This is a genomic window from Adhaeribacter pallidiroseus (assembly GCF_003340495.1).
GTDB classification, from domain to species: domain Bacteria; phylum Bacteroidota; class Bacteroidia; order Cytophagales; family Hymenobacteraceae; genus Adhaeribacter; species Adhaeribacter pallidiroseus.
This window is the reverse complement of sequence record NZ_QASA01000001.1, coordinates 2,476,964-2,502,770: the sequence shown is the minus strand read 5'-3', so window position 1 is coordinate 2,502,770 and position 25,807 is coordinate 2,476,964. Positions and strand designations below refer to the sequence as shown.

At 45.2% G+C, this 25,807-nt stretch carries 16 protein-coding genes and 1 pseudogene; 12 read left to right on the top strand and 5 right to left on the bottom strand.

The genetic code is table 11. The features are described 5' to 3' along the window. Positions 1-553 precede the first annotated feature (553 nt). The 7 genes from AHMF7616_RS09905 to AHMF7616_RS09870 all read left to right on the top strand — a co-directional run bounded on the left by AHMF7616_RS09905 (position 554) and on the right by AHMF7616_RS09870 (position 10,623). Positions 554-2,839, top strand: a complete 2,286-nt coding sequence (locus tag AHMF7616_RS09905; RefSeq protein WP_115372745.1) for a GH92 family glycosyl hydrolase — start codon at positions 554-556, stop codon at positions 2,837-2,839. 1,021 nt (positions 2,840-3,860) lie between these two features. After that, positions 3,861-4,346, top strand: a complete 486-nt coding sequence (locus AHMF7616_RS09895; protein WP_115372744.1) for a hypothetical protein — start codon at positions 3,861-3,863, stop codon at positions 4,344-4,346. A 215-nt stretch (positions 4,347-4,561) separates the two neighbouring features. Beyond that, positions 4,562-5,161, top strand: coding sequence for a carboxymuconolactone decarboxylase family protein (locus AHMF7616_RS09890; RefSeq protein ID WP_233507452.1), 600 nt, complete (start codon positions 4,562-4,564; stop codon positions 5,159-5,161). A gap of 22 nt (positions 5,162-5,183) precedes the next feature. Next, positions 5,184-7,952 (top strand): TonB-dependent receptor, encoded by a 2,769-nt coding sequence (locus AHMF7616_RS09885; protein ID WP_233507449.1) that lies wholly within the window; start codon positions 5,184-5,186, stop codon positions 7,950-7,952. A gap of 4 nt (positions 7,953-7,956) precedes the next feature. Continuing rightward, entirely contained in the window at positions 7,957-9,225 is a 1,269-nt protein-coding gene (locus AHMF7616_RS09880) for an MFS transporter (protein WP_115372741.1), read from the top strand. 277 nt (positions 9,226-9,502) lie between these two features. After that, the gene (locus AHMF7616_RS09875; RefSeq protein ID WP_115372740.1) at positions 9,503-10,060 is read left to right on the top strand and encodes a carboxymuconolactone decarboxylase family protein; all 558 of its coding nucleotides are present in this window, start codon (positions 9,503-9,505) and stop codon (positions 10,058-10,060) included. 11 nt (positions 10,061-10,071) lie between these two features. Continuing rightward, positions 10,072-10,623, top strand: coding sequence for a carboxymuconolactone decarboxylase family protein (locus AHMF7616_RS09870; RefSeq protein WP_115372739.1), 552 nt, complete (start codon positions 10,072-10,074; stop codon positions 10,621-10,623). Between the two features lie 423 nt (positions 10,624-11,046). On the opposite strand, the gene AHMF7616_RS09865 is transcribed toward AHMF7616_RS09870, so the two are convergent. Next, positions 11,047-11,580: a hypothetical protein gene (locus AHMF7616_RS09865; protein WP_115372738.1), complete on the bottom strand. Its 534-nt coding sequence runs from the start codon at positions 11,578-11,580 to the stop codon at positions 11,047-11,049. Between the two features lie 562 nt (positions 11,581-12,142). Here AHMF7616_RS09865 and AHMF7616_RS09860 point away from each other — a divergent pair. Continuing rightward, a complete protein-coding gene (locus AHMF7616_RS09860; protein WP_115372737.1) occupies positions 12,143-13,303 on the top strand; it encodes a Gfo/Idh/MocA family protein in 1,161 nt (386 codons plus the stop codon). 93 nt (positions 13,304-13,396) lie between these two features. Next, entirely contained in the window at positions 13,397-14,785 is a 1,389-nt protein-coding gene (locus AHMF7616_RS09855; protein WP_115372736.1) for a mercuric reductase, read from the top strand. Between the two features lie 245 nt (positions 14,786-15,030). Here AHMF7616_RS09855 and AHMF7616_RS09850 read toward each other — a convergent pair whose 3' ends face one another. From AHMF7616_RS09850 to AHMF7616_RS09830, 4 genes are all read right to left on the bottom strand, one after another. Continuing rightward, positions 15,031-15,525, bottom strand: a complete 495-nt coding sequence (locus AHMF7616_RS09850) for a DUF2721 domain-containing protein (protein WP_147275652.1) — start codon at positions 15,523-15,525, stop codon at positions 15,031-15,033. Between the two features lie 208 nt (positions 15,526-15,733). Next, entirely contained in the window at positions 15,734-16,585 is an 852-nt protein-coding gene (locus AHMF7616_RS09845) for a metallophosphoesterase family protein (RefSeq protein ID WP_115375538.1), read from the bottom strand. Positions 16,586-16,969: 384 nt separating this feature from the next. Further along, the gene (locus AHMF7616_RS09835) at positions 16,970-17,842 is read right to left on the bottom strand and encodes a phosphoenolpyruvate hydrolase family protein (RefSeq protein ID WP_115372733.1); all 873 of its coding nucleotides are present in this window, start codon (positions 17,840-17,842) and stop codon (positions 16,970-16,972) included. Between the two features lie 360 nt (positions 17,843-18,202). Continuing rightward, complete coding sequence (locus tag AHMF7616_RS09830; RefSeq protein WP_115372732.1) at positions 18,203-19,450, bottom strand: Tm-1-like ATP-binding domain-containing protein; 1,248 nt, start codon at positions 19,448-19,450, stop codon at positions 18,203-18,205. A gap of 487 nt (positions 19,451-19,937) precedes the next feature. On the opposite strand from AHMF7616_RS09830, the gene AHMF7616_RS09825 reads away from it, so the two are divergent. The 3 genes and pseudogenes from AHMF7616_RS09825 (at position 19,938) to AHMF7616_RS09815 (ending at position 25,760) form a co-directional block, all read left to right on the top strand. Beyond that, on the top strand, positions 19,938-21,113 hold the full coding sequence (locus AHMF7616_RS09825) for a LacI family DNA-binding transcriptional regulator (RefSeq protein WP_115372731.1): 1,176 nt from the start codon (positions 19,938-19,940) through the stop codon (positions 21,111-21,113). Between the two features lie 137 nt (positions 21,114-21,250). Then, a pseudogene (locus AHMF7616_RS09820) lies at positions 21,251-24,870 on the top strand (PVC-type heme-binding CxxCH protein). 116 nt (positions 24,871-24,986) lie between these two features. Next, positions 24,987-25,760: a ThuA domain-containing protein gene (locus AHMF7616_RS09815; protein ID WP_233507441.1), complete on the top strand. Its 774-nt coding sequence runs from the start codon at positions 24,987-24,989 to the stop codon at positions 25,758-25,760. The last annotated feature ends 47 nt before the right edge of the window (positions 25,761-25,807 follow it).

The window sequence follows — 25,807 nt, the reverse complement described above, 5'->3', positions numbered from 1 at the left end:
GTAAGCATCCGAAAAGGGGCCATAGGGGCTTAGTTTACTGGCCGATTATTTCCGGCAAAAGCCTAGCTGTTTGCCGGTTTGCTTTATTTACCAAGCAGCTTTTTTTAAATTTATTAACTGATTTTTTACTTTTCTCTGCAGCGGGATTAGTCCTGCAAGCAGGTTTAAACCAGTGTTAATTTAGGAACTTTCCAGAGTTAGATTTTTTTTAAATAGGAAAAACTGTTTCACCTTTAAAAAAATAAGATCCAGTTGCCCGTTTCGCAAAATCTGTTTAATATTACGCAACCGGTTGCGTAATATTAAACAGATTTTGCTTTTGCAGAAAAATTGTTTCGGTAATTAGGTTACTGGTTAGTAGTAATGGTGCCTGCTGGAACAACTGCTTGCTAGGTTTAAACAACGTCACAATCAATATTTTTAAAATTTTAATGCCGGCACCTGTATTATGGGGCGTAATTCTACCCGCAACATTAAACACCTACTGGCTCCATATTCCCAACCGTTTATAAATAAGATTAATCGCATAAAATTTAGGATATCAGAAACCTGCATGAATACTTTACTAAAAAAGCATTTTTTAATATTATATTTAATTTTCAACAGTTATAGTCTGTCAGCTGCCAAGTTGCCGGATTTGGTACATTATGTGAATACCTTACAAGGTACCAACTCGAAACACGAGTTAACCCGCGGTAATACGTATCCCACTACGGCCTTACCTTTTGCCATGCACACCTGGACTCCCCAGACCGGCCGCAACGGCGATGGCTGGAAATACCAATTCTTTGCCGATTCTATCCGGGGTTTTCAGCAAGCGCACCAGTGCAGCTCCTGGACCAATGATTACGCCGTGTTCTCGCTCATGCCGGTTACCGGGCAACTTACCGTAAGTCAATTTAAAAGAGCGGCTACGTTTAACCACCAGAATGAAATAGCCAAACCGCATTACTATAAAGTAACGCTCGATAATAAAATTACCACGGAACTAGCGCCCACCGAGCGAGGCGTTCACGCGCGGTTTTCATTTCCCCGGTCCAAAGCCTCTTACGTGGTACTGGATGGCTACACCGGCGCCAGTAGCATCACTATTTTTCCGAAAGAACGGAAGATTGTTGGCTACGTGCATAACGGCCGCGGTTTACAGAAAAATTTTAAAAATTTCTTTGTAATTATATTTGACAAACCCTTTGTAGCGCAGGGCACCTGGGAAAACCGGCAAAACGCCATTTTGCCAGGTAATTTAACCGCCCAGGGAACGGGTATGGGGGCTTACATTCAATTTAAAGCCGGAGAATCGGTGCAGGCTAAAGTAGCTTCGTCTTACATTAGTCCGGAACAGGCAGAGTTAAATTTACAACAAGAACTAGGAGCCTTTAAACGCTTAGAAGACACCAAAGCCGCCGCTGCCAAAATCTGGAACAAGCACCTGAACCGGATTTACGTAGAAGGTGGCACCGAAGCCGAGAAAGCTACTTTTTATTCGTGCTTTTTCCGGGCTAGCCTTTTTTCCCGCCAATTTTTTGAAATAGATCCAGCCGGTAAGCCTTACTATTTCAGTCCATACGATGGCCAAATTCACCAAGGTTACCTGTATACCGATACCGGGTTTTGGGATACCTTTCGGGCCCAGTTTCCGTTAAACACGCTTTTACACCCCACCATGCAAGGCCGTTACGTTAGCGCTTTGTTAGATGCCCAGGAGCAATGCGGTTGGCTGCCATCCTGGTCGTTTCCGGGGGAAGCCGGGAGTATGATTGGCAATCACGCTATTTCGCTGCTGGCCGATGCTTGGGTAAAAGGGATCCGCACCTTTGATCCGCAAAAAGCGTTAGCTGCTTATCTCCACGAAGTTACGAACAAAGGACCTTGGGGTCCGGCTAATGGCCGCGAAGGCTGGAAAGAATATTTTACCCTGGGATTTGTGCCTTACCCGAATTACCGCGAAGCCACTGCCAAAACCCTGGAATACGCCTACGACGATTTCTGCGGGTACCAATTGGCCAAGCTAACCCAAAACTCTTTTTATGAGCAATTATTTGCCAAGCAAATGTATAACTACCGTCACGTATACGATGCGGCGCGTGGATTTATGCGGGGCCGGCGCTCCGATGGCACCTGGGTACCAAATTTTGACCCAATAGAGTGGGGAGGACCTTTCACAGAAGGTAACGCCTGGCATTACCAATGGTCGGTTTTTCAGGATGTGCAAGGGTTGATAAATTTAATGGGAGGCGAAAATAATTTCACGGCTAAACTGGATTCGGTTTTAACCCAGCCTAATAAGGTAAAAGTGGGTACCTACGGCGGCATGATTCATGAAATGACGGAAATGGTAATGGCCGATATGGGCCAATATGCCCACGGCAACCAACCGATTCAGCACATGCCTTATTTGTACAACTACGCCGGCCAGCCCTGGAAATCGCAAAAACTAACCCGCACCATAATGAGTAAGTTGTATAATGCTACCGAAAATGGTTACCCGGGCGATGAAGACCAAGGGCAAACTTCTTCGTGGTATGTGCTGAGTGCCTTAGGCTTTTACAGTGTTTGCCCGGGTACGGACGAGTACGTATTAGGCAGCCCGGTTTTTCAAAAAATTGTGATAACTTTAGAAAACAACAAACAGTTTACCATTGTGGCCCGGAATAATAGCCCAGAAAAGGTGTATATACAAGCGGCTAGCTTAAACGGCAAACCATACACCGCTAATTTTATCCGCCATCAGGATATTATAAACGGCGGCACCTTGCATTTAGAAATGGGCAATGCGCCAGCTGTAAACCGGGGCACACAACCACAAGATAAACCATTTTCCTTATCTTCTACTAAATAACGGTTTACCTGACAAAAACTCCTAAATCGGATATAAATTATGATTTTTCTAGCAGGTACCACGCAATACAAGTTGTGTTTACGGCTTCAAAGATTGCTTATGCGCTGTTAATTAAATAAACTCATTTAAATAATAGCGCGGTATTCATTTGGGAAGTGCCCAACGCGCTGCTTAAACAACCGGGTAAAATGCTGGGGATACTAAAAACCTAATGCGTAGGCAATTTGGCTAACGGATTTGCTTTGCTCAAATATTCTTTCTTTTGCTATATTTCTTACTCTTAGTTGCATGTATTCTTGGGCGGTAGTACCCGTTTTTTTTAATTAGGTCACTAAAATAATTAGCTGATAAGTTTAACTCTCCGGTGCAGTAGCTTACTGAGGGTAAACCAATGGTTAAGGGTTGGTCCATTTAATAATATTGAGTCAGTAAGTTTTCAAACTTTTCCAGAATACCTTTGTGTTTATTGTCGCGGGTAATAAATTGACGGCATGAAACCGGACGTAATCGCTCAAAACGGCAGCCAATCCAAGAATTTTCAAGAGATGGGAACGCGTAGCCATAGCCTGGCGTAATTGCCGGAATGGCTTGTCCTAGGGACTTGCTAAAGTGGGGAACGTTAATCGGGGTGCTAGCAGACCGGCTGTGGCCATAGTAGCCTGTTGAATAAAACTTTGGCGTGAGGTCATGGTGTAGTATTTAACCTTACGGACGATTAATTGTGCAAAATATAACAAGGAAAGTCGTTGCTGATAAATTAAAGGATGGATGCAAACAGGCATTGGAGCTGACTTTTTTTAAATATTGATACTATTCAGGCTTAAAATGTTCAATGTGTTACCTTGCCCAAATAACCTACGTATTAAAATAGAAAATAATTAAATAAAAATATTACAATATTATCCGAAAAATATTAGATTTAGGCAGGATTAGATAACCACTCTTGGTAGCGTTAGTGAGACGATTGTTTGCCCTTCATTTACTCGCAATTCATCTATTTAACATAGTTGGTTATTCCCTCTTGTTTCAATATTTTATTTACCGCACCGATACCAACCTGGTAGCGCAATTGGATTTAAACCAATACCAGGAAAGTGAACTGATTCAGTTTAAAATCCCCATTTCTTTACCTTACATTATTGATAAGCCTGATTATGAACGGGTGGATGGTCAGGTAGAAATAAAAGGGGTATTGTATACCTACGTAAAACGGAAAATTGAACGAGATACTATTTTCCTGCAATGTTTGCCCAACCCGGAAACGCAGCGCCTGGATAAAGCGCGAAATGCCTATACCAAACACGTAAACGACTTACCCCAAAGCAAGAAAAACCAGGCTGGTACTACTAAAAAAAGCGGCCTCTACAGCGAATACGATTTTAAGATTCTGGATTATCATTTTGCTCCGCCCGTTCAACTAGCGGTCATTTATATTACCCAACCTTCCCATTCGCCAGTTTCCAAAGCGTTTGATGTACCCGGTGAGCCTCCGGAAATAGCTTGTTAATTCTTCATTTTTAGATTTGCGAATAATCTTTCGGAGTTTCTGAAAGAGCTATATGTTGCTGCACTTCCCGGTGTCGTAAATAAATCATATAGGCTCCTTTGGGGTGGTAAAGGCAGGTTTATTCTATCCGGGGCTGTAAATGTCGGCTGGTTAGAGTAACGTGGCCCAACCCGTCTATTCGCATCTGTTTGCTTGCCGCAAAACACTGCTGTTTTATGCTGCAGCTATCTGTTTCATTCTTTTTAGCTTATTTTATGCCCTATATTCCTTTAGAACCGCATTTGCCGGGTATTACCGGCTTGCTCGAATACCGGCAGGATTCCGCCGAACCCATCCGCCATTTAACCCAGTTATTACTCCGGGGACCGTCTACGCTAACCGAGGCCGAACGCGAATTAATTGCCACCGTTGTTTCGTCGGGCAATGAATGTACCTTTTGCACCACGGCGCACACCGCTGCCGCCGATTTGCTGCTCGGCGACCCGCAACTAGCTCAGCAGGTAAAAGAAGACGTCGCCACCGCCCCGCTGAGTTTTAAAATGAAGGTGCTGCTTACCATCGCGGATTTAGTGCGGCAAAGTGGCCAGTTGGTAACTCCCGAAATTATAGCCCAAGCCAAAGCAGCCGGCGCTACCGACCTGGAAATTCATGATACCGTGTTAATCGCCGCTTTGTTTTGCCTTTACAACCGCTACGTCGATGGTTTAGCTACCGCGCTGCCGGCCCAACCCCAATACTATGATCAACTGGCTCAACGCCTCGTGGACCACGGATATACCCGTTTGCCCCAAGGCTATGATCACCTCAAAAAATAAAATATTTAAAAAATCATTTAAAATGAAAGCAATCCTACTACTATTATTTTCCTTTTTCTCCCTCACCGTATTTGCCCAGGAAACCCAACTAAGCGGCACCATCACCGACGCCGCTACCAAAGAACCCTTGCGGGGAGTAAGTATTACTGTAAAAGATAATTTGATCGGTACCATTACCAACCGCGAGGGACTATTTAAATTAACAGTCCCTAAATTAAAGCTGCCTTTTAACCTGGTGGTATCATCGGTGGGTTTTGAGCGGCAGGAAATTGCGGTTACCACTACTGGCCAGGAAGTATCTATTGCTTTGCAACCCCAAACGGTGCAGCTCAACGAAATGGTTTTTGCGGCCCGCCGGGTAAACGAGGGCATATTGGAATCGCCGGTGAGCATCGAGAAAATGACTACCCAGGCTATTCAGGAAAATCCATCCTTTACTTTTTACGACGGCCTGCAACACTTAAAAGGCATTGATGCCGTAACCAGCAGCATAACCTACAAACAAATAAATACCCGCGGGTTCAACGATACCGGCAATTCCCGGTTTTTGCAGTTAATAGACGGGGTAGATAACCAAACTCCCGGCCTTAATTTTTCGGTGGGCAACCAGTTCGGTGCCTCCGATATTGATGTAGAAAGCGTGGAAATAATACCCGGCGCGGCTTCGGCTTTGTACGGCCCCGTGGCCTTTAACGGAGTTTTGTCGATGCATACCAAAGATCCTTTTACGTACCAGGGCTTAACCGTGCAGGCCAAAACCGGGATTAACCACATAGCCGAAAACGGGGTGCAGCCCAAAGGTTTGTACGATTTTGCCGCCCGATACGCCAAAGCCTTTAATAACCGGCTCGCTTTTAAAATAAACGCTTCTTATTTATCGGGGGTGGATTGGTACGCCAACAATTTTACCGATGTGAGTTCCCAAACTGCCGCCGCGCAGCGCGGCCCGAATAATCCGGGTCGGGATGCTTTAAATATTTACGGCGACGAAGTATCGAAACCCTTACCGGGTATCGGGTTGGTATCGCGCACCGGTTACGAAGAAAAAGATTTGATGAACTATAATGTATACAGCCTGAAACTGAACGGGGCAATACATTACCGGATTTCTAATAATCTGGAAGCCATTTACCAGTATAATTTTGGCCGGGGTACCGCCAGTTATACCGGCAGCAGCCGCTACGATTTAAACAATTTTGTGTTGCAAACGCACCGCGCCGAGTTAAAAGGCAGCAATTTCTTTCTGCGCAGCTACGCGGTATCCGAGAACTCCCACGATTCTTACAATACGCGGTCGCTGGCCCAGTTTATTAACCGCGATTGGGTGCAGAACCTGGATGGCCAGCCGGTTTCCCCTTCAGAAGCTGATAATATGTGGTTTACCCGGTACGCCCACGCGTTTAATGGTAACGCCACCGGCGTAACGGCCAGCAACCACGCGGCGGCGCGGACCTTTGCTGATCAGGGCCGGTTTTTACCCGGTACTAATTCCTTTGATCAGGCTAAAGAGGCTTCGATTCACAATTATGGTTTAAGCGGCGCCGGCGTGTTTAGCAACAGTAAATTTTACCACACCGAAGGACAGTACGATTTTTCGCGTTTTACCAAGGTTATAGAGTTGCTGGCCGGGGGAAGTTTCCGGTACTACGATATGTTTACCAACGGCAGTTTGTTCGACGATAAAAATCAAAAAATTACCATTAAAGAATACGGCAGTTTTGTGCAGGCCTCCAAAAAGTTGTTCGACGATAAGTTAAAACTAACCGCCTCGCTGCGCTACGATAAAAACGAAAATTTTGATGGTAATTTTACCCCGCGTTTCTCGGGCGTTTACGCCATCAACAAGGCGCATTATTTCCGGGCCTCGTTCCAAACCGGTTTCCGCAATCCTACTCCCGTAGATCAGTTTATTAATTTAAACGTCGGGCCGATTACCATTCTGGGGGGAGCACCGAAAAACAGCCGGGGCTTAAACGTGTACGAAAATTCTTTTACGGCCACGTCGGTAGGTGCTTTTGGAGGAGCTTTTGGAGCAGCGGTGGCGGGTGGCAAACCTTTTCCGCAGGCTGTAGCCGAAAACCTGAATTTATTGCAAAAGTCGAACGTAGCCTACATAAAACCGGAGCAGCAAAAAGCGTTTGAGGTAGGTTACAAAAGTTACCTGGCGAGCAAACTGTTAGTAGACCTTAATTACTATTACAGTTCTTACACCGATTTTATATTGAATACGGTAGTCATTCAACCCCAGAATAACGTGTACGGCCCCGATGGTAAAATTAATTTTGCTGCTGCTTCCGATATTCCGGGTGGCAAGATCCACGCATTTCAGCTGTATACCAATGCTCCGGATAAAGTATCCGCGCAGGGTGCCGGGGTATCGCTTACTTATTTGCTGAACAAAGGCTACAACGTAGGGGGGAATGTTACCTGGTCGGACTTTAATTTAAAAAATGCCAACCGCGATAATATTGCCGCATTTAACACGCCGGAATACAGTACCAACTTTACTTTAAGCAATTCCAATGTTTTCCGCGATTTTGGCTTTAACCTGGCCTGGCATTGGCAAAGTGCCTTTGATTGGTACGGCACTTTTAACGGCAACGAACCCGGCCGCATTCAAGCTTATTCCTTAGTAGACGCCCAAATCAGCAAAAAGCTGGTGAAAGCCAATTCCACGATAAAGCTGGGAGCCAGCAATTTATTTAATAATCGCGTGTACCAGGCCTACGGTTCGCCGGCCATTGGCGCCATTTACCATGTGTCTATTATTTTCAACGATCTTTTAAAATAAGGCTATGCACCCAACTGTATTACCTTCCCAACTTGCTACCGGTCACGACCGAACCGGACAACGGTACCGGGCTTTTTTATTCGCCCTTTGTTTCATTAGCAGTGCCTTGGGCGGCACGGTGTCGACGTTGATGGCCGTTTATCTGCCCGTAGTCATTAAGGATTTGCAGGCTGGGGCCAGCCTCAGCGCCGCCAACGACATCAGTGGGTATATTAACGCTTTGTTTATTTTTGGCTGGGCTTTCGGTGGTTTTTCCTGGGGATTGATCAGCGATAAAATCGGGCGTAAAAAAGCCTTGTTGCTGGCTATTGCGTTTTACGGTTTGTTTACGGTAGCCACCGGGCTGGCGCCCACGTGGGGTACGGTCGTAGTCTGCCGGTTTCTGAGCGGATTTGGCGTTGGCGGCGTGCTGGTGGTTACTTTTACCTTGCTCAACGAAGTTTGGCCGGCGCGCACCCGGGCCATTTACACGGGTATCTTGTCCATTGCATTTCCGGTCGGTATATTTTCGGCGGGTTTGCTCAATTACGCGGTAGCTTCCTGGCGCATTGGTTTTTTTATCGGCTTGGGGCCATTGGTGTTAGCTTTTTTGGGCATCTGGTTTGTCCGGGAGTCAGATAAATGGCTGGCCTACCGCCAGGAAAACCACCAGGCGGCCGCCCCACTTGCCACCTTGTTTTCAGCGCCCCACCGGGCATCTTTGCTCCTGGGTTCTTTAACGTTTGGCACTATGCTCATTGGGTTATGGGCCATATTTTCGTGGCTGCCCACCTGGGTGCAAAGCTTAATTGCTACGGATGCACCGCAGGAGCGGGGCTTGAGTATGATGTTTCTGGGAATGGGTGGATTAAGCGGCGGTTTCCTATCCGGGTGGCTCATTCGTTTTCTGGGTTTGCGGCAATCGCTTTTGTTGTGTTTTGCCGTGTGCTCGGGTATGTCGTTTGTGTTGTTTAAAACCAATTTGGTTTTTTCGCCGGTTATTTACCCCGAAATTATTGTGCTGGCTTTATTCTTTGGGCTGAGTCAGGGCGTATTATCGGTGTATATTCCGCAGTTGTTTCCGACGGGCATCCGGGCTACAGCTACGGGTTTTTGTTTTAACATTGGCCGCTTGTTTACCGCTACGGCAGTTTTGCTGGTGGGTATATTGGTGGCTTCGCTGGGCGGTTACGGTAACGCTATTTTCCTGTTCTCGCTGGTTTTTCTGGTAGGGTGGCTGGTGGTTTTATTCCTGCACGATAAACGGGAAAATACACCTGAAACGATTCAGTAACAATTAATGCTAATTTATACCAATGGTTCAGCCACCATCCCCGGTAGTTTCTGCGGTAAAGATTTCCGGGCTTACCAATAGAGCTACCGGGGGTAGGTTGTTGTTAAACCAGCACCTCCCTTGCTTCCAAGATTAAAGCTTTTTTTAAAATTTTGCCTGTTCTTGGTTATAAATGGCTGAACACTGCTCACCCTTAATTTTTTAGGGAAATTACTTTATCAAATTATTCAACTTTAAATTTTAATTTATCTGCTCACTAATAAAAAAATTTAAAAATATGGCTCACATTAACGTTCCGGAAGGTATTCCGGGCATTCGCTCGCTGGTCATGTTCCGGCCCGATACCGGGCAGCATTTGTATGACCTGGCCCAGCTGTTGTTACGGGGCGAGTCGCCGCTGGCAGCGGCCGACCGGGAACTGATTGCGACCTACGTGTCGCATTTAAATAATTGTGTTTTTTGCCGCAACAGCCACGCCGCGGCTGCCCGGTGTTTGTACGGCCCCGACCATTCCCACCACGTAGACGAAGTTTTGGCAGATATGCAACAAGCGGCGGTTAGTCCGAAATTAAAAGCCTTGCTGCATATTGCCGGTAAAACGCAGATACTGGGGAAAGCCGTACTGCCCGCGGATATTGACGCTGCCCGCAACTTAGGGGCAACGGACCGGGAAATCCACGATACGGTTTTAATTGCCGCTACTTTTTGTATGTTTAACCGCTACGTAGATGGTCTGGCCAGTCTTACGCCCACCGATGAGGCCGCTTACGCCGCCATGGGCCAACGTTTAGCCGAACACGGTTACGTAACGCCGCAACGCGCCAGCACGAATTAAAATTTAAAAAAATGGCTCACATTAATTTACAAAACGATTTGCCGGGTATCCGGGGGCTGATGGCTTACCGGCCCGATACGGCAAAACCCCTAAACGCGTTGGCCGAAGCGTTGCTGCGGTCCGATGAGAACACCTTAACCCGCGGCGAGCGCGAGTTAATTGGGGCGTACGTATCCTACCGGAATAATTGCTTTTTCTGCCAGCACGTGCATGGCGCTTTGGCTGGGCATTATTTACAGTGCGATATTCAAACCATCGAGGAAATTAAACAGGATTTCACGGCCGCTGATATCTCGGAAAAGATGAAAGCCTTGCTGCAAATTGCGGGGAGCGTGCAGCAGAGCGGGCAGATGGTTACGCTCGCGCAAATAGCCGAAGCCCGAGTTCGGGGCGCAACGGACCGCGAAATCCACGATACCGTTTTAATTGCGGCGGCATTTTGCATGTTCAACCGCTACGTAGATGGCCTGGCTACCTGGGCGCCTACTGACTTGCAATTTTACGTAAACCGGGCGCCGCAACGTGCCGCGGAAGGTTACCTTGCTACTGATCTTCGTACGTAGCCTTGCCTTTCCTGATTTTTTTTAATTTTAAGGCACCCACTTGCAAAAAACAATAGTGTTTCCCGTCTATTGCCGTTATTCTGGAAGAATCTAATCAGCAAGTAATCAGTTAGATTCTTCCAGAATAACGGCAATAAAGAAGATTAACTTACTCTTTAAATAAGTAACAGGACAAAATTAAGTAGATAAAAACCTGAGTTAAATAATTGATTATTAATTAATTAATTAATGATCGAACAACGAACAACTAAAAACGACCAACTACTTATGTTTTACTTAAATAGAACTCACTTTATTTTACCAACTACTCGCAAACAAAAATAACAACTCGTAGAAGCTGCTAATATGCCGAAATCAGGTTAAGGTATTTATTAACCAAATGCCTTACAAATAGTCTTACTCCCGAACTATTTTTAAATTTTATTATTGCTGCGCCTGAATGGCTTGTTCTAATTCTTCTTTATTCATTTTGCTGCGGCCTTTGATATCTAACTTTTTAGCTTTTTCCAGCAAATCCTTTTTACTCGAGGATACTGCGCCAGTGGTTTTTACTTTTTGAAAAGCTTTTTTCACGGCGGGGGTATACGCTACTGGTTGATCGCCTTTTTTCGAACCTTTTACCTTGGTTTGTTCGGCTTCTTTTTTCTCTTCCGGACTTAGGTTATCCCAAACTTTTTTAGGCAAATACCGGCTGGTTTTACCAGGTTGCCGGGCCTTGGCTTCGCCTTTTTGAGTTTGCCAATCTTCTTTGGTCCATTGGTCCAGTTCTTTGGCCTTTTCATCTTTGGGGCCTTTGTAGCCGCCGCCTTGTTCCTCGTACTCTTTAGCGAGCAACTGACTTTTACGGGCACTCCACTGGCCTTTTTTGCCACCTTTATCGGACTGCTTTAACTCTTCTTTTATATTGTCCCGGAGTTCCGGCTGGGTATACTGTTGTTCATTCCTATTCTGGGCCATACTTTTTCAAGGTTTGGTAACAGGTATGTAACCAGCATAATCCAAAAAAGTTATGGTTTTATTAATCGTGGAGCACTTTTACTGACTCGCATCATAAACTTTACAAATAGATAATATAAGAGGCTTTAACTCATTGCTTACTAAGAAATATATATCTGATTTAACAATATTATAAATGCGCTGTTCTATTAACTCTAAGTAACATACCAACGAACCATGGGCTACCCAGGGGAATGTTATCTCCTGAAGGGCGAAAACAGATGAGAGCAAGCGAAATTTTTAAATTTTGATTTTAAGGCGAGTACTTTTTTAACGGTTTGGTACCAGCTGAAGTTTACCTCGAATGCACAATTGAATGAGACTTTGTTCTGAAATCAATTAGAAATAAGTACTTGGACAAAATCAAATAGATGGATAGGTTCTGATAAGTAGTTGATTTTAAATATTTAATGAGTCGAACAACGAACAACTATTAACGACCAACTACTTATATGTCCGGAGTAGCACCTTTAATGTTTACCCGTTTTCGTTACAGTAATAACTTTTTATTTGCACCTGCTCTATGAAAAAATTACGTTTTACCTTGCCTACTAATCGCCGCCAGTTTTTAAAAAATCTCTCGCTTACTTTGGGTACCACGGCTACCGGACTATCCTTGCTTTCTTTACAAGCCTGTAATTCTAAAAACAACGAACAAACTAAAGCATCAGCGGAACAAAATAGAAAAAGCGGAAAACTGGGAATCGCCTTGCTGGGCTTGGGCAAATACAGCACCGGGCAATTGGCCCCGGCCTTGCAGGAAACCCAAAATTGCTATCTGGCTGGTATTATAACCGGTTCGCCGGAAAAAGCAGATAAATGGAAAAATCAATACGATATTCCGGACAAAAATGTGTACAGTTACGAAAACTTCGACCAGATTAAAGATAATCCGGCGATTGATATTGTGTACGTGGTAACTCCCAATGCGCTGCACCGGGAATTTGTAGTGCGGGCCGCGCAGGCTAAAAAACACGTCATCTGCGAAAAACCCATGGCTACCACCGTCGAAGATTGCCAGGCAATGATTGAGGCGTGTAAGCAAAATAACGTACAACTTTCCGTGGGTTACCGCCTGCACTTTGAGCCGCATAACCAGCGGGTGATGGAGCTGGGGCAAAAAGCGGTGTTTGGCCCGGTAAAAAGTATTAAAGCTGCCGATAGTTTTAAAATTAGCGTAGAACCCGATGACTGGCGCTTAAACAAGCAACTGGCTGGCGGTGGTCCCTTAATGGACGTGGGCATTTACTGCGTGCAAGGTGTTATGTATACCCTGGGGCAAGAACCAATTGCCATTACCGCCAAGTTCGGCGAGAATACCCGGCCTGATTATTTTAAAACCGTAGAGCAATCTATTAGCTGGCAAATGCAGTTTAAAGGCGGTTTGATTGCCGAGTGCGTGAGTAGTTACAACGACGAAGCCGGTATGTTATACGGCGAAGCCCAAAATGGCTGGTGGCGGTTAGATCCGGCTTATAGTTACGCGGGCATAACCGGGGAAACCAGTCAGGGTAAAATGGATTTTGAGGAAGTAAATCAGCAAGCCCGCCAAATGGATAATTTTGCCGATTGCGTCCGCCATAACAAACCTACTCCGGTACCCGGCCAAATGGGCCTGCGCGATGTTAAAATATTATTGGCTATTTATGAAGCAGCCCAAACAAATAAAAAAGTAGGGGTTTGATTTAAAAAAACAGACCGGTAAACATTGGGACTATTTACCGCGGTACTTCTTTACCTTAACATTTCAAAAAAATTAAAAAATTACTGGTAACTCATGAAACATTTCGATGCCGTTATTATCGGTTCTGGTCAGGGAGGTACTCCGCTCGCCAAGAAACTGGCCCAGGCCGGCTGGAAAACAGCACTCATTGAAAGGCGATTTATTGGCGGTACTTGCGTGAACGATGGCTGCACGCCTACCAAAACCATGATTGCCTCCGCCAAAGTAGCCTATACCGTGGCCCAGGCTGCAAAATGGGGGGTAGAGGTTCCGGAGTATCACCTGAATCTACCAGCAATTATTCACCGGAAAACGGAAGTGGTACATTTCTTCCGGAATGGTTCGCAGCAAGGATTAGAAAAAACGCCCAACCTTACCGTAATTTTTGGCGAAGCTTATTTTACCGGTAATAAACAAATCCACGTTAATTTAAAGGAAGGTGGTTCTTTGATTATTACGGCGGATCAGATTTTTATTGATGCGGGCACCCGGCCAAAGGTGCCGGATATACCGGGTTTAGCGGAAGTAGGTTATTTTGACTCTACTACAATTTTGGATTTTACCGAACTACCGCCGCACCTCGTTATTTTAGGGAGTAATTACATTGGTTTGGAGTTTGGGCAAATGTACCGCCGGTTTGGGAGCCAGGTGACTATTCTGGAGCATAACGAACAATTTTTAAAACGCGAAGATGAAGATGTGGCGGCAGAGGTGCGCCAATTTTTAGAAAAAGAAGAAATCCAGATTTTAACCCAAACCGAAGTTACCTGCGTTACCCGCCATAAAAAAGATATTCAGTTATCTGTTAGCAGTAAAGGCCAAGTAACGGAAATTACCGGCTCGCATATTCTAGTAGCCACCGGACGCAAGCCCAATACCGATACCTTAAACTTGGAAGCTGCCGGCGTGGAAGTGGATAGTAAAGGGTACATTGTGGTAAATGAAAAGCTGGAAACGACCGCCCCGGGTATTTACGCTCTCGGCGATATTACCGGCGGCCCTAAGTTTACGCATATTGCTTACAACGATTACGTTATTTTGTACCATAATTTGCTGGAACAGCAAAACAGCACTACCAAGAATCGCCTGGTACCTTACTGCTTGTTCACCGATCCGCAAGTAGGCCGGGTGGGTATAACGGAGAAAGAAGCCCGGCAGCAAGGTTTAAACGTTAAAGTGGCCAAATTGCCGATGGCCAGCGTAGCCCGGGCTATCGAAACCGGGGATACTCGGGGCTTGCTAAAAGCCGTAGTGGATGCCGAAACCAACCAGATTATAGGAGTAGCTGTGGTAGGGCAGGAGGGCGGCGAAATCATGTCGGTGCTGCAAATGGCGATGCTGGGAAAAATAGATTACAAACAAATGAAAGAAATGGTATTTGCGCATCCTTTATACGCCGAATCTCTGAACAACCTTTTTCTAACTTTAGACAAACCGCAATAATTGGAACAGATCGTAACTTTTTAAAATAGAATTCCAGCTTTACGGATAACCGTATTTATCATGGAGTTAATTTTTAAATCTACATTAGCAATCAGGAAGTTTACCGCTTGAAAACACTTGAAAACTCTATTTTTTTAAATTTTTACGACTCTGACGCCACAAATGGCTCTTTCGTGTTAACTGTCCTTAGCCGTTTTACGGATCTGTTAAATAATTATGGCTTTCAGAATCTGGTGGGCAGCTATTTAATGCGGTTTTTTATACTTTTTTACCCGCTGCAACACGGTATTCATTTCGTAGTTAACGGCTCGGAAGGCAATTTGAGATTCTATGATCAGTAGAATGCTGGCGTAAAAAAGAAAACCGGCGCCCAGAATAGTAAGTACAGTAAGCACCCAAGTATGCTGCAAACCCGAGAATTCCAGAATGCCAATGGTAATGCTAATAGCCACAAAAGTACCTAAGGTAATATACAAAGTAGTAAGCGATTGTTGCAACAACCGACTTCTTTTAATGGCAAACTGAATTAATTCGACTAGGGTGCCGTGTTCATCTTCAAACAAGTTACTTTCTTCGGGGTGCAGGATGAGTTTGCGTAACTGGTCCGATAAATGTCTGACCCGTTCCATAGACCGGCTCAAACGCTGTGAAGTTGTCAGGATTAAAGAACCACTCGCCAAAATTAATACGGCCGGCGTTATCATGGCCGAAAGAATAGTTAATACCTCGTTCAGGTTCATGGTGAAATAATCTAAGATGAGCCGTTGGTTAGGCTTATAAGCGTTATACAACTTTTAAGCGAATTAAACCCAGCTACGTTTTTATTTTGTTCAGGGCCGCAACCGTATAACAACTCGTTAAAAGCTGTACTGCCCTCGAAATGATTCTAAGTTCATTAACCTTGCTACCAAGCCATTCTTTTGGCTGCAACTATAATTTTTTAATTTTTTATAGTTTCGTGGAATTTAAAGTTGGGTTTTGGCTGGCATTTACCTGGTAAGTAAAAATCTGATTGGCGTTATTCACTTCCACGATCCGGTAACCTTTGTAAGCCGTTCCCCAATTACCACCAAAATGCGAATCAAAAAAGTGCGGTAAATTTTTCGTGTAACGCACGGCATCCAACGAATGATCATGGCCGTGAAACACGGCTTTAATGTTGGGGTAAGCGTGCAGCAAATCCATGGTTTCGGGGCAGTTTAAAAAAATCTTGTCTTCCTCGGGTAACCATTGGTGCGGGGCAATGTGCAGCACTACAAACACCAGGCTTTTGGTTTTAAATTCTTCCAGTGCTTTTTTCAGGAAAGTATTATCGGGGCAAACATAGGTACCAGTCGGGCTGGCGGTATTAGCCAACACTAAACCTACATCCCCGAAGCTTAAGGTGTATTTATCTTCGTAGCCAAAAACTTTTTTCCATAAAGCGGTGTCGGCAAAATCGTGGTTACCGGGTAAAGTGTAAAAAGGAACCGGCAATTTTTTTAAATATTTATCCCGTACTTCCACCAACAAGTCCGGACGGTCGTGTACTAAATCGCCGTTGATAATCACAAAATCTAATTTATGCTGCTGGTGGTCTTGTTCCAGCCATTCGATTAAATCAGTGTAAAACGATGCATATTCGGTGTTCGGTTGCCCATAGTGCCCATCCGAAGCAACAGCAAAGCGAAGCTTCCATTTTTCTTTCTGAGCCGGCTGAGAACCAGATACCGCATTCGCAAAAGTATTTAGTGCGGGTAAAAGGGTAAGTCCGGTTATACTTTTAAGGGATTTCTCTAGAAATTGGCGGCGCTGACTCATAAGCTGGTGTTTTGCCAAATATACAGGTGGTAAGTTAACTTAATGTTAAAATTAATTTGTGATTTTTGGGCGGCGTATCATTGGGCTTATCAAAGAAGGTTTAAAAATTAAATACCAGGAAATTGAGCAATATAGTAATGAGACTGCGTGGTTAAGGGTTAAGAGCGTGGCCCCGAACGCTACCGTTTTTAGAAATTTAATCCTTGCTTGGGGTAACTCTAAGATTATTGTAAACGCCAATCAGCGTTTGGCCGCACCAAAGGTGTTAAGAGCGTTTCACTAACTCTACGCACAACAAAGGGTTTATTTAATCTTGGATTCCGAAAAGAATGCATAAGCCTGAATTTTTTAAATTTTTAGCCACTTCCAACTAATAACTGGTAACTACCTGTTCTGGTTGGGCAAGGTAAGTGCTTTAAATTGCCGGGTGAGTTCGGTTAAGGAAGCTTCTACGCCCATCCGCTCTAAAGACGAAGCTCCTACAAAACCGTGGACGGCCGTGGCATTTAATATTTGGTGCACATCTTCCGGCGTATTAATCGGGCCGCCGTGCGCCAGAAAAAACAAGTCGGGGTTTACGGCTTTGCCGGCTTCCATAATGGCGTTGGTGCGTTCGATGGCATCGTCCATGGTGCAGGAAGCTTCTACTACGCCAACAGATCCGCCTACGGTGGTGCCCACGTGCGCAATAATCGCATCCGCGCCTACTTCGGCCATCTGCCGGGCTTCTTCGGGATGGGCCACGTACACAATAGAAAACAAATCCATTTTAGAGGCTAGTCGAACCATTTCCACTTCTTTATTAAAGCCCATGCCGGTTTCTTCCAGCACCTGCCGGAAATGACCATCCACAATCGAATGCGTCGGGAAATTGTTAATCCCGGAAAAGCCCATTTCTTTTACTTTGAGCAAGTGGTGCCACATGCGCCGGCGGGGATCAGAGCCGTGGACCCCGCAGATTACCGGAATTTCTTCTACTACCGGCAAAACCTCAAATTCGCCAATTTCCATGGCCACTGCGTTGGCATCGCCGTAAGCCATTAAACCCGCCGTAGAGCCGTGGCCCGCCATCCGGAAACGCCCGGAGTTATAAATAATAATTAAATCGGCGCCGCCTTTTTCAATAAACTTGGCGCTGATACCCGTACCGGCTCCCGCCGCAATAATGGCTTTTTGTTGCTGAATGGTAGTTTTTAAACGATCTCTAACTTCTTGCCGGGTATAAGGATTTCCCTTACCGGTCCATGGATTTGGCATAGTCTTATTTAAATTTATAGATAGGTAATTGCGTTTCCGGAGAGTGGATAAACAAGCAAAAGCGCACGAAAAATAAGCGAAAGATTTCAAAAAAACGCGGATCTGTTTATTTTTAATAAAGACTAATGCAGGAGCGAGTTAAATAGATTCCTGGTTAGCTATGGCGTATTTACCCTTCCGCCTGCGGCATCTTCCTAAAAACAGGGAAGGAGAAGCCGCTTTTTACATTTACCATTAACCAGTTATCAAAAGCCCACTGGTAAATGCGCCTTTCCTTACTAAAATTTAAAAAAAGCTCGACCTAAGGACTTCTAAATAAAATTAGGAACGCTGTCAGATCAATTACTAAAATAAAACACATCAGCTGCTTTTTAGATTTGCTCTACTTTCCTGCATCATTTCCAGAAGCAACTTTACCAAAAATTCCGCAAAAGCCGGATCGTTGATGTTTGCATCCAGTTCCGTAACTTTTACCGGTGCTTTAATGTGAGCTTTAATGGTGCGGAATAACACCTGATCTACTTCCGGCTGGTAGAATACCTCCCCAGGGGCACTTATTTGGGAAATGCCGCGCAAGGGTAATACAATCGTAACGGGTCCGGTAGCGGCGTTAAGTTTAATGGCTATTTCCTCGCCGAGTTGTTGGTTTTCCTCAAGGTTGGTGCGCATTAAGGTTACATCCGGGGCCCAACTATATAATAGCCGCGTTTGGTAGGGCAGGGGCACCGTTTCTTTTTGGGCAAAATTAACCATGTCCAGGCAACCCGGCACTACTACCTGCGGAATACCCCGCTCCGCGGCGGCGGTTAATCGCTCCGGCCCCGCGCTTAAAACACCCCCGCACAGTTCATCGGCTAATTCGGTGGTGGTAACATCCAGCACGGCCGTAAAATAATTTTCCCGGATAAGCGCTTCCATGGTGCGGCCACCTACCCCGGTAGCATGGAAGGCCATGGTTTCGTAACCTTGTTCTTCCAGGAGCTTACGGCACCGGTCGACGCAAGGCGTGGTGTTCCCGAACATACTAATGGCAATGCTTTTGGTAGGATTTTTAAATTCCTGGACTGGTACCCGGGCCATGGCGCTTACTGCCGCCGCCGCCTGGCTAATTAATAGCGAACTAATGCGATTCAAACCGGCCAGATCCACCACCGAGGGCACTAAGGTTATATCTTTAATACCAATTTGTCGGGATAGATCTTTGGTGGCCAAGGTGGTTAAACATAGTTTGGGTACGCCCATGGGAATTGGCTGCATGGCGGCCAGGGTAATATACGTCCCGCCCCCGCCGCCCATACCAACCGCCGCCTGCAAACCATCTTGTTTTACTAAATCCGCCACTAGTTTAGCCGCTCCTTTACCCATTACATCTACGGCCCAGCCGCGGTCTTTTTTCTGGCGGATAACTTCTAAAGAATAACCGGCGGCGGCGGCTACCAGGTCAGCTTCATAATCCACCGCAAATAAAGAAGTCGAACCCCGTACCCCCGTGTTCAAGGTGCGTACGTTCCAGCCCTGGCTTAATAACTGATCACGCAAAAAAGAAAAAACTTCTTCTTTCGTATCAAAGCAGCCGAGCATTAAAATATAAGGAAAGGTTGCTTTCATGCGGGTACATTTATTTTGGCTTTGGAATACTACTATAATTTTAAAAAATTATCTGTTTTCGAATAGATCAATATCCTATTAGTTGCTCGGGGCATCTAAAGAATTATTATATACCACCTAAGCCCTAAATACGAAAGATTTTTTAAAAAATTAATTACGGTTTTAAGTTACCGAACGCCGCCGCCTTCTTTAGATTATTGTAAAAAATACACTTCTGTTTTAGTTATTATTGGTAAATCTACCTATATAGTACCTGATTTTATTTATTTCTTTGCAACTCCTGTTATTATTCCGGCACGGATTAGTTGATGAGCCGCCAGATTATACCAGCCAATAACAGGAAATTCCGCGGGGTAACAGTAAAAGATTAAAATAAAGGGGAACTTTAAAGCTTCGGTAAACCTGATAAGGTTCCTGGTTAAACTATTTCTAAATGTTTAGGCTTGTTTTGTTGAAAAAAAGAGATGGTTAAGATAAATATTAGAAAATGACACACGTACCCAATCCCTACAAAGAAACAACCATTATTGATATTGCCAAGGAATTAAACGTTTCCAAGTCGACGGTGTCGCGGGCCTTAAAAAACCATCGTTCCATTGGCGAGGCTACCAAAAAAGCGGTGCAAGATCTGGCCAAAAAATACAACTACCATCCCAACGATATTGCTTCCAGTTTATCAAAACGATCTACCAAAACGATTGGAGTCATTGTTCCACTGCTGTCGCATTATTACTTTTCTACGGTAATTTCCGGCATTGAGGAGCTGGCTTACAAATCGGGGTACAAAGTAATTATTTGCCAATCGGCGGAGTCGTACGAGCGCGAAGTGATTGTGTCGCAGACTTTACTATCCAGCAAAGTAGATGGCCTCTTAGTTTCTATTTCCAGAGAAACCAAAAACTACGATCATTTTAAAGTTTTTCAGGAAAAAAATATTCCCATTATTTTTTTCGACCGTATTTGCCCCGAGATAGAAGCCAGCAGCGTGATTATTAATGACTACCAAGGCGCTTTTATGGCGGTAGAACATTTAATTAAGCAAGGTTGCCGCCGGATCGCTCATTTCGCTGGCCCGCCTTTATTGCTGATTAGTCAGAATCGTATAAACGGCTACAAAGATGCCTTATTGGCGCACAACATTCCTTTTGACGAAGAATTAGTAATTGATTGCGGACCGGGTTTAGAACAGGAAAATGGCAGCCAGACTGCTCAGCAAATGTTAGATGCCGGTTTGCGGCCCGATGCCATCTTTGCTTTTTGTGATCCCATTGCCATTGGTGCCATGGTTACTTTAAAAAAGAATAAAATTAAAATTCCGGCGGAAATGGCCGTCGTGGGGTTTTGCAACGAGCCGATGGATACGGTGGTGGAGCCGCCTTTGTCTTCTTTGGTGCAGCCGGCTTTTCAGATTGGCGAAACGGCCGCCGCCATTTTCTTTCAACACATCCAGGATAAAACTTCCCCTATCGAAAAACGAATACTTTCCACGGAATTAATCGTGCGGGAGTCCAGCTTAAAAAAATTTAAAAATTTTTGCAACGGTAATTTTGAATCTAAGAAATTTTGTTCTAACATTACGCAACCGGTTGCGCATTTTAAATTCTTTTATCAGCCGTGCTTTCTCAGGTTGCTTTTTACAATTATGGTAATAAGCCCGGCATAATTACCAGATTGCTTTTACTTGATTGGAAAGCGATTAAAACCCTAAAGCAACTGATAAAAGCAGGTTAAAACCAATCTTGATTAATCTGTACTTACCGGTAAAAACTGGCTATTCCAAAATAAATATATTCTGTTAAAATGAAGAAATTAGTTTATCTCGTTTTTTTAACTGCTTGGCTATTTTCCGGGTGCGCCAAAAAAGCTGGAACCACCTCCGCTATAACCAGCAGCCATAAATCCGGTAAGGAAGGTCCCCGACGAGGCGAAATATTGTTTTTGGGCCACAACAGCAAACACCACGATTCCGGTAAATACGCCCCTTGGCTGGCCATTACTTTGTTTAAGAGCGGCCTCAACCTCACTTACACTACTAATTTAAAAGATTTAAATCCCGAAAATTTAAGTAAATACGATGCCTTGGTAATTTATGCCAATTACGATACCCTGGCTACCGACCAGGAAAAAGCGTTGCAAGGTTTTGTAGAAGGAGGGAAAGGTTTAATTCCGTTGCATTGCGCAACCGGTTGCTTCAAAAACTCCCCGTGGTACCTAAACACTATCGGGGGCCAGTTTAAATCGCATGGCAACGGCGCTTTTACCGCGGCTATTGTTAACAAAAAGCACCCGGTTACACAAGGCCTTACGGAATTTTCTACTACCGATGAAACTTACGTGCACCAAAATTTGAACAAAGACAAAACGGTTTTAATGGAAAGGGTAGAGGGCAGCACGCGCGAACCGTATACCTGGGTGCGCCACCAAGGCAAAGGCCGGGTATTCTACACCGCTTACGGCCACGACGACAGCACCTGGACGAAACCTGGTTTTCAAAAATTAGTGAGCAATGGCGTGTTATGGGCCGTGGGCGACAAAGTGCAAAAGCAAATTGCCCAGTTTAATGCCCCCCAGGTAGATATTTATGCTTCTTCCAACATCGCTATTTCGGATTATACCAAGCGCCACCTAGTACCTAAAATGCAGGAAGCGCTTACGCCGGAACAATCCCTGAAATTAACCCAGGTACCCGTAGATTTTGAGGTACAATTATTTGCTGCCGAGCCGGATATTACCAACCCGATTGCCATGTCGTGGGACGAGCGCGGCCGCTTGTGGATTGTAGAATCCGTGGATTATCCGAATACTTTCCTGGAAACCGACGGCGCCGCCAACGACCGCATTAAAATCTGTGAAGATACCAACAACGACGGCAAAGCCGATAAGTTCACGGTTTTTGCCGATAAGCTGAATATCCCGACCAGTATGGTGTTTGCCAACGGGGGGTAGTCGTTTCCATGGCGCCTTACTTTGTTTTTTTAAAAGATACTAACGGCGACGATAAAGCCGATGTGCGCGAAAATATTATGACCGGCTGGGAAAAGAACGATACCCATTTTGGCCCTTCTAACTTACAATACGGTTTCGATAATAAAATCTGGGGCGTAGTGGGTTCCGGATTTAATGGTACTACCAAAGACAGCAAAAATTTAAGTTTCCGGACCGGTGTGTACCACGTTAATCCCGATGGAACCGGTATGGAGTTCTTAGCCAATACCAGCAACAATACCTGGGGCCTCGGCTTTTCGGAGGACAATAACGTATTTATTTCCACGGCCAATAACACCCATAGCGCTTTTTACTCCATGCCGGCCCGGTATACGCAAAGAGCTTTGCCCGCTTTAACGGCCTCATCGGACAAATCGGGCCCCACCGGCATATTACCGGTGCAGAAAATTGACGGCCATTACGATGCGCATTCTTTAACGCCCAACTTACGCCAGGTAGATGTGGTAGGCGGGTTTACATCGGCGGCGGGCCATCATTTGTACACCGCCCGCAGCTTCCCAAAAGAATACTGGAACCGGATTGCCTTGGTTTGTGAACCCACCGTGCGCTTGCTGCACAACGCAGTAATTGAACCGAAAGGAGCCGGTTTTGCCGAAAAAGATGGCTGGAATTTAATGGCCAGTTCCGACGAATGGTTCGGGCCGGTGCACGCCGAAGTTGGTCCGGACGGGGCCGTTTGGGTTGCCGATTGGTATAATTTTATCATTCAGCACAATGTGTTTGTACCCGCGCAAGCGCCTTCCGAAATGGTTTTGCCTTTTACCGAACAGCCCATGGGGCAAGGTAACGCTTTTAGCAGCCCATTGCGCGATATTAACCATGGCCGCGTATATCGGGTGGTGTACAAAAAAGCCAAGCCGTATTCACCCTTAAAACTGAGCCAAAACAATACCCCGGCTTTATTAGCAGCCCTCGAAAATGACAATATGTTCTGGCGGATGACCGCCCAGCGGTTGTTAGTGGAAGCCAAAGACAAAGCTGCTCTACCCGGTCTTTACCAAATAATAAATAACCAAAAAGTAGATGAAATTGGCCTGAACAGTCCGGCGGTACACGCCCTCTGGACCTTACAAGGGCTAGGCGCTTTGGATGGTACCAACTCCGAAGCCATGCAGGTAGCCATTAAAGCCTTGAACCACCCGGCAGCCGGCGTGCGCAAAGCCGCTTTAGCGGTATTGCCTAAAAATGCGCAAGCCGTCGATATTTTTAAAAAAACCAGCTTACTCAACGACCCCAATTTGAATGTGCGGCTAAATACGCTGCTGGCCCTCGCCGAATTACCAGCTTCGGAGGAATTAGGTAAACTGGTGTACGCGGCTACTTTAAAACCCGAAAACGGTCAGGACGAATGGCTATCTCGCGCCGCTTTTGCTGCCGCAATCACGCACCAGGATGGTTTTATGGCCGCGGCCAGCACCCCTAACGGTGAAAATAATCATGCGGATGACTTAAGTACCCGCATCGTTAAAGCTTTGAGTGAGGAAAGTTACGCCTTACCACGCCGCGGCAACCTGCTTTTCCCGCCGGATGTGAGTAATAAAGAAATTACCATGAAAGGTTCGGTTAGTAAAGGAAAACGAGACCTGGAAGGCATGTTGGTAGCGCAGGGCGGCAAGGAAAACGGCTATGGTTTATTTATCCAGAACGGCAAACTGCATTTGTTAGTAAATCAAAATGGCAAGAGTTATACGGCCACTTCCCAAGAACCCGTACCGGAAAAATTTGATTTCAAAGCGCAACTACTCCGCGGCGGCGAAATGATTGTGGCGGTAAACGACCAAACGGTGGCGCAAGGCAAAGCGCCTTCCTTATTCAAACAACCCCTCACCACCACGGTACGGGTGTCGCAGGACGTGGAAAATACCGAAAGAGTGGGCAAATACGACGGTCCTTTCCGGTTAATCGGGGATATGCAAAATGCTACTCTGGAACTGAGACCGGCTGGTAAAAGCGTGTCTACCCAACCGATTGCGGGTAAACCAGTGGTGAGAACCACGCCGGTAAAAAATGTGGCACTTCCCAGCCAAAATAACGAAACCATAACCATTAATTTGCGGGTAGTCGAAAATGTGATGCAGTTCGATAAAAAGCTACTCACCGTGAAAGCCGGTCAGAAGGTGGTTATTAACTTATTAAACCCCGATAACATGCAGCACAACCTGGTAATTATTCAGAAAGGTATGATGCAGAAAGTAGGCGCCGCGGCCGATGTAATAGCCCGCGACCCGAACGGCGCCGAAAAAAGCTACGTGCCGCAAATACCGGAAGTACTGCACGCTACTAAACTGGTAAACTCCGGCGAAGAAGTAACCTTGCAGTTTACGGCGCCCACCCAACCCGGCGATTATCCTTTTGTCTGTACTTTCCCGGGGCACTGGCGTATCATGAACGGTATCTTAAAAGTGGTAGATTAAATTTCCAGTAAAAATTTTAATTTTTAAAAAATACCTGCTTTTTCGTCTGAAATCTTCTGGGGAGCTTTCGTTAATAGCACCTTTAAACCTGGTAACCTTATCTGAAATTTAAAAAAATGATGCAAACAACTTATCGGCATACCGTTTTTAGTAGAGTAAAACAACACAGTTGGATTGTGTTTTTAGTAACCACCAGCTGGTTGTTTTTAAATTGTAAATCCAATTTACCCGCTACAGTTAAACCAGCAACCGGTATTCGGGTGTTAATGGTAGGCGGCGGTTCGTCGCACGATTTTAACAAATGGTACAAACAAGCCGACGGCGAAACGTTGCGGAAAAACAATTTAGCCAAAGTTACTTACCTCAGCCATCCGGATTCTATTTTGCTGTATTTGCCAAAAACGGACGTGCTATTTTTAAGTAACAACCAGCCCATCAACGATCCTCAAGTAAGAAAGGCTATTTTTGATTTTGCCCAGGCCGGTAAAGGATTAATTTTAGCGCATCCGGCCTTGTGGTACAACTGGCAAGACTGGCCCGAATATAATTTGCAATTAGTCAGCGGCGGTTCGCGGGGCCATGATAAATACGGCAGTTTTGAGGTTACCGTTACCAACCCCCAACACCCGGTTATGAAAGGAGTAGAAATTAAATTTTCGTTACAAGACGAACGGTATTACTATAATCCGGACCCAGCTGGCCCGGGCATTGAAGTGCTGGCTAACTCCAGCGTAACGGGTTCCGATAAAATTTATCCGTCTATTTTTGTAATTAAACACCCGAAAGCCCGAATCTTAGGCATTGCTTTAGGGCACGATGCCGAATCGCATGATATCGCTAACTACCAAACTATTATCCGGAATGCGGTGCAATGGGCGGCTCGGAAGTAATTAGGTAAATACGCCGGAAGGTTGGTTGGTTTTTGATTTTTTAAAAA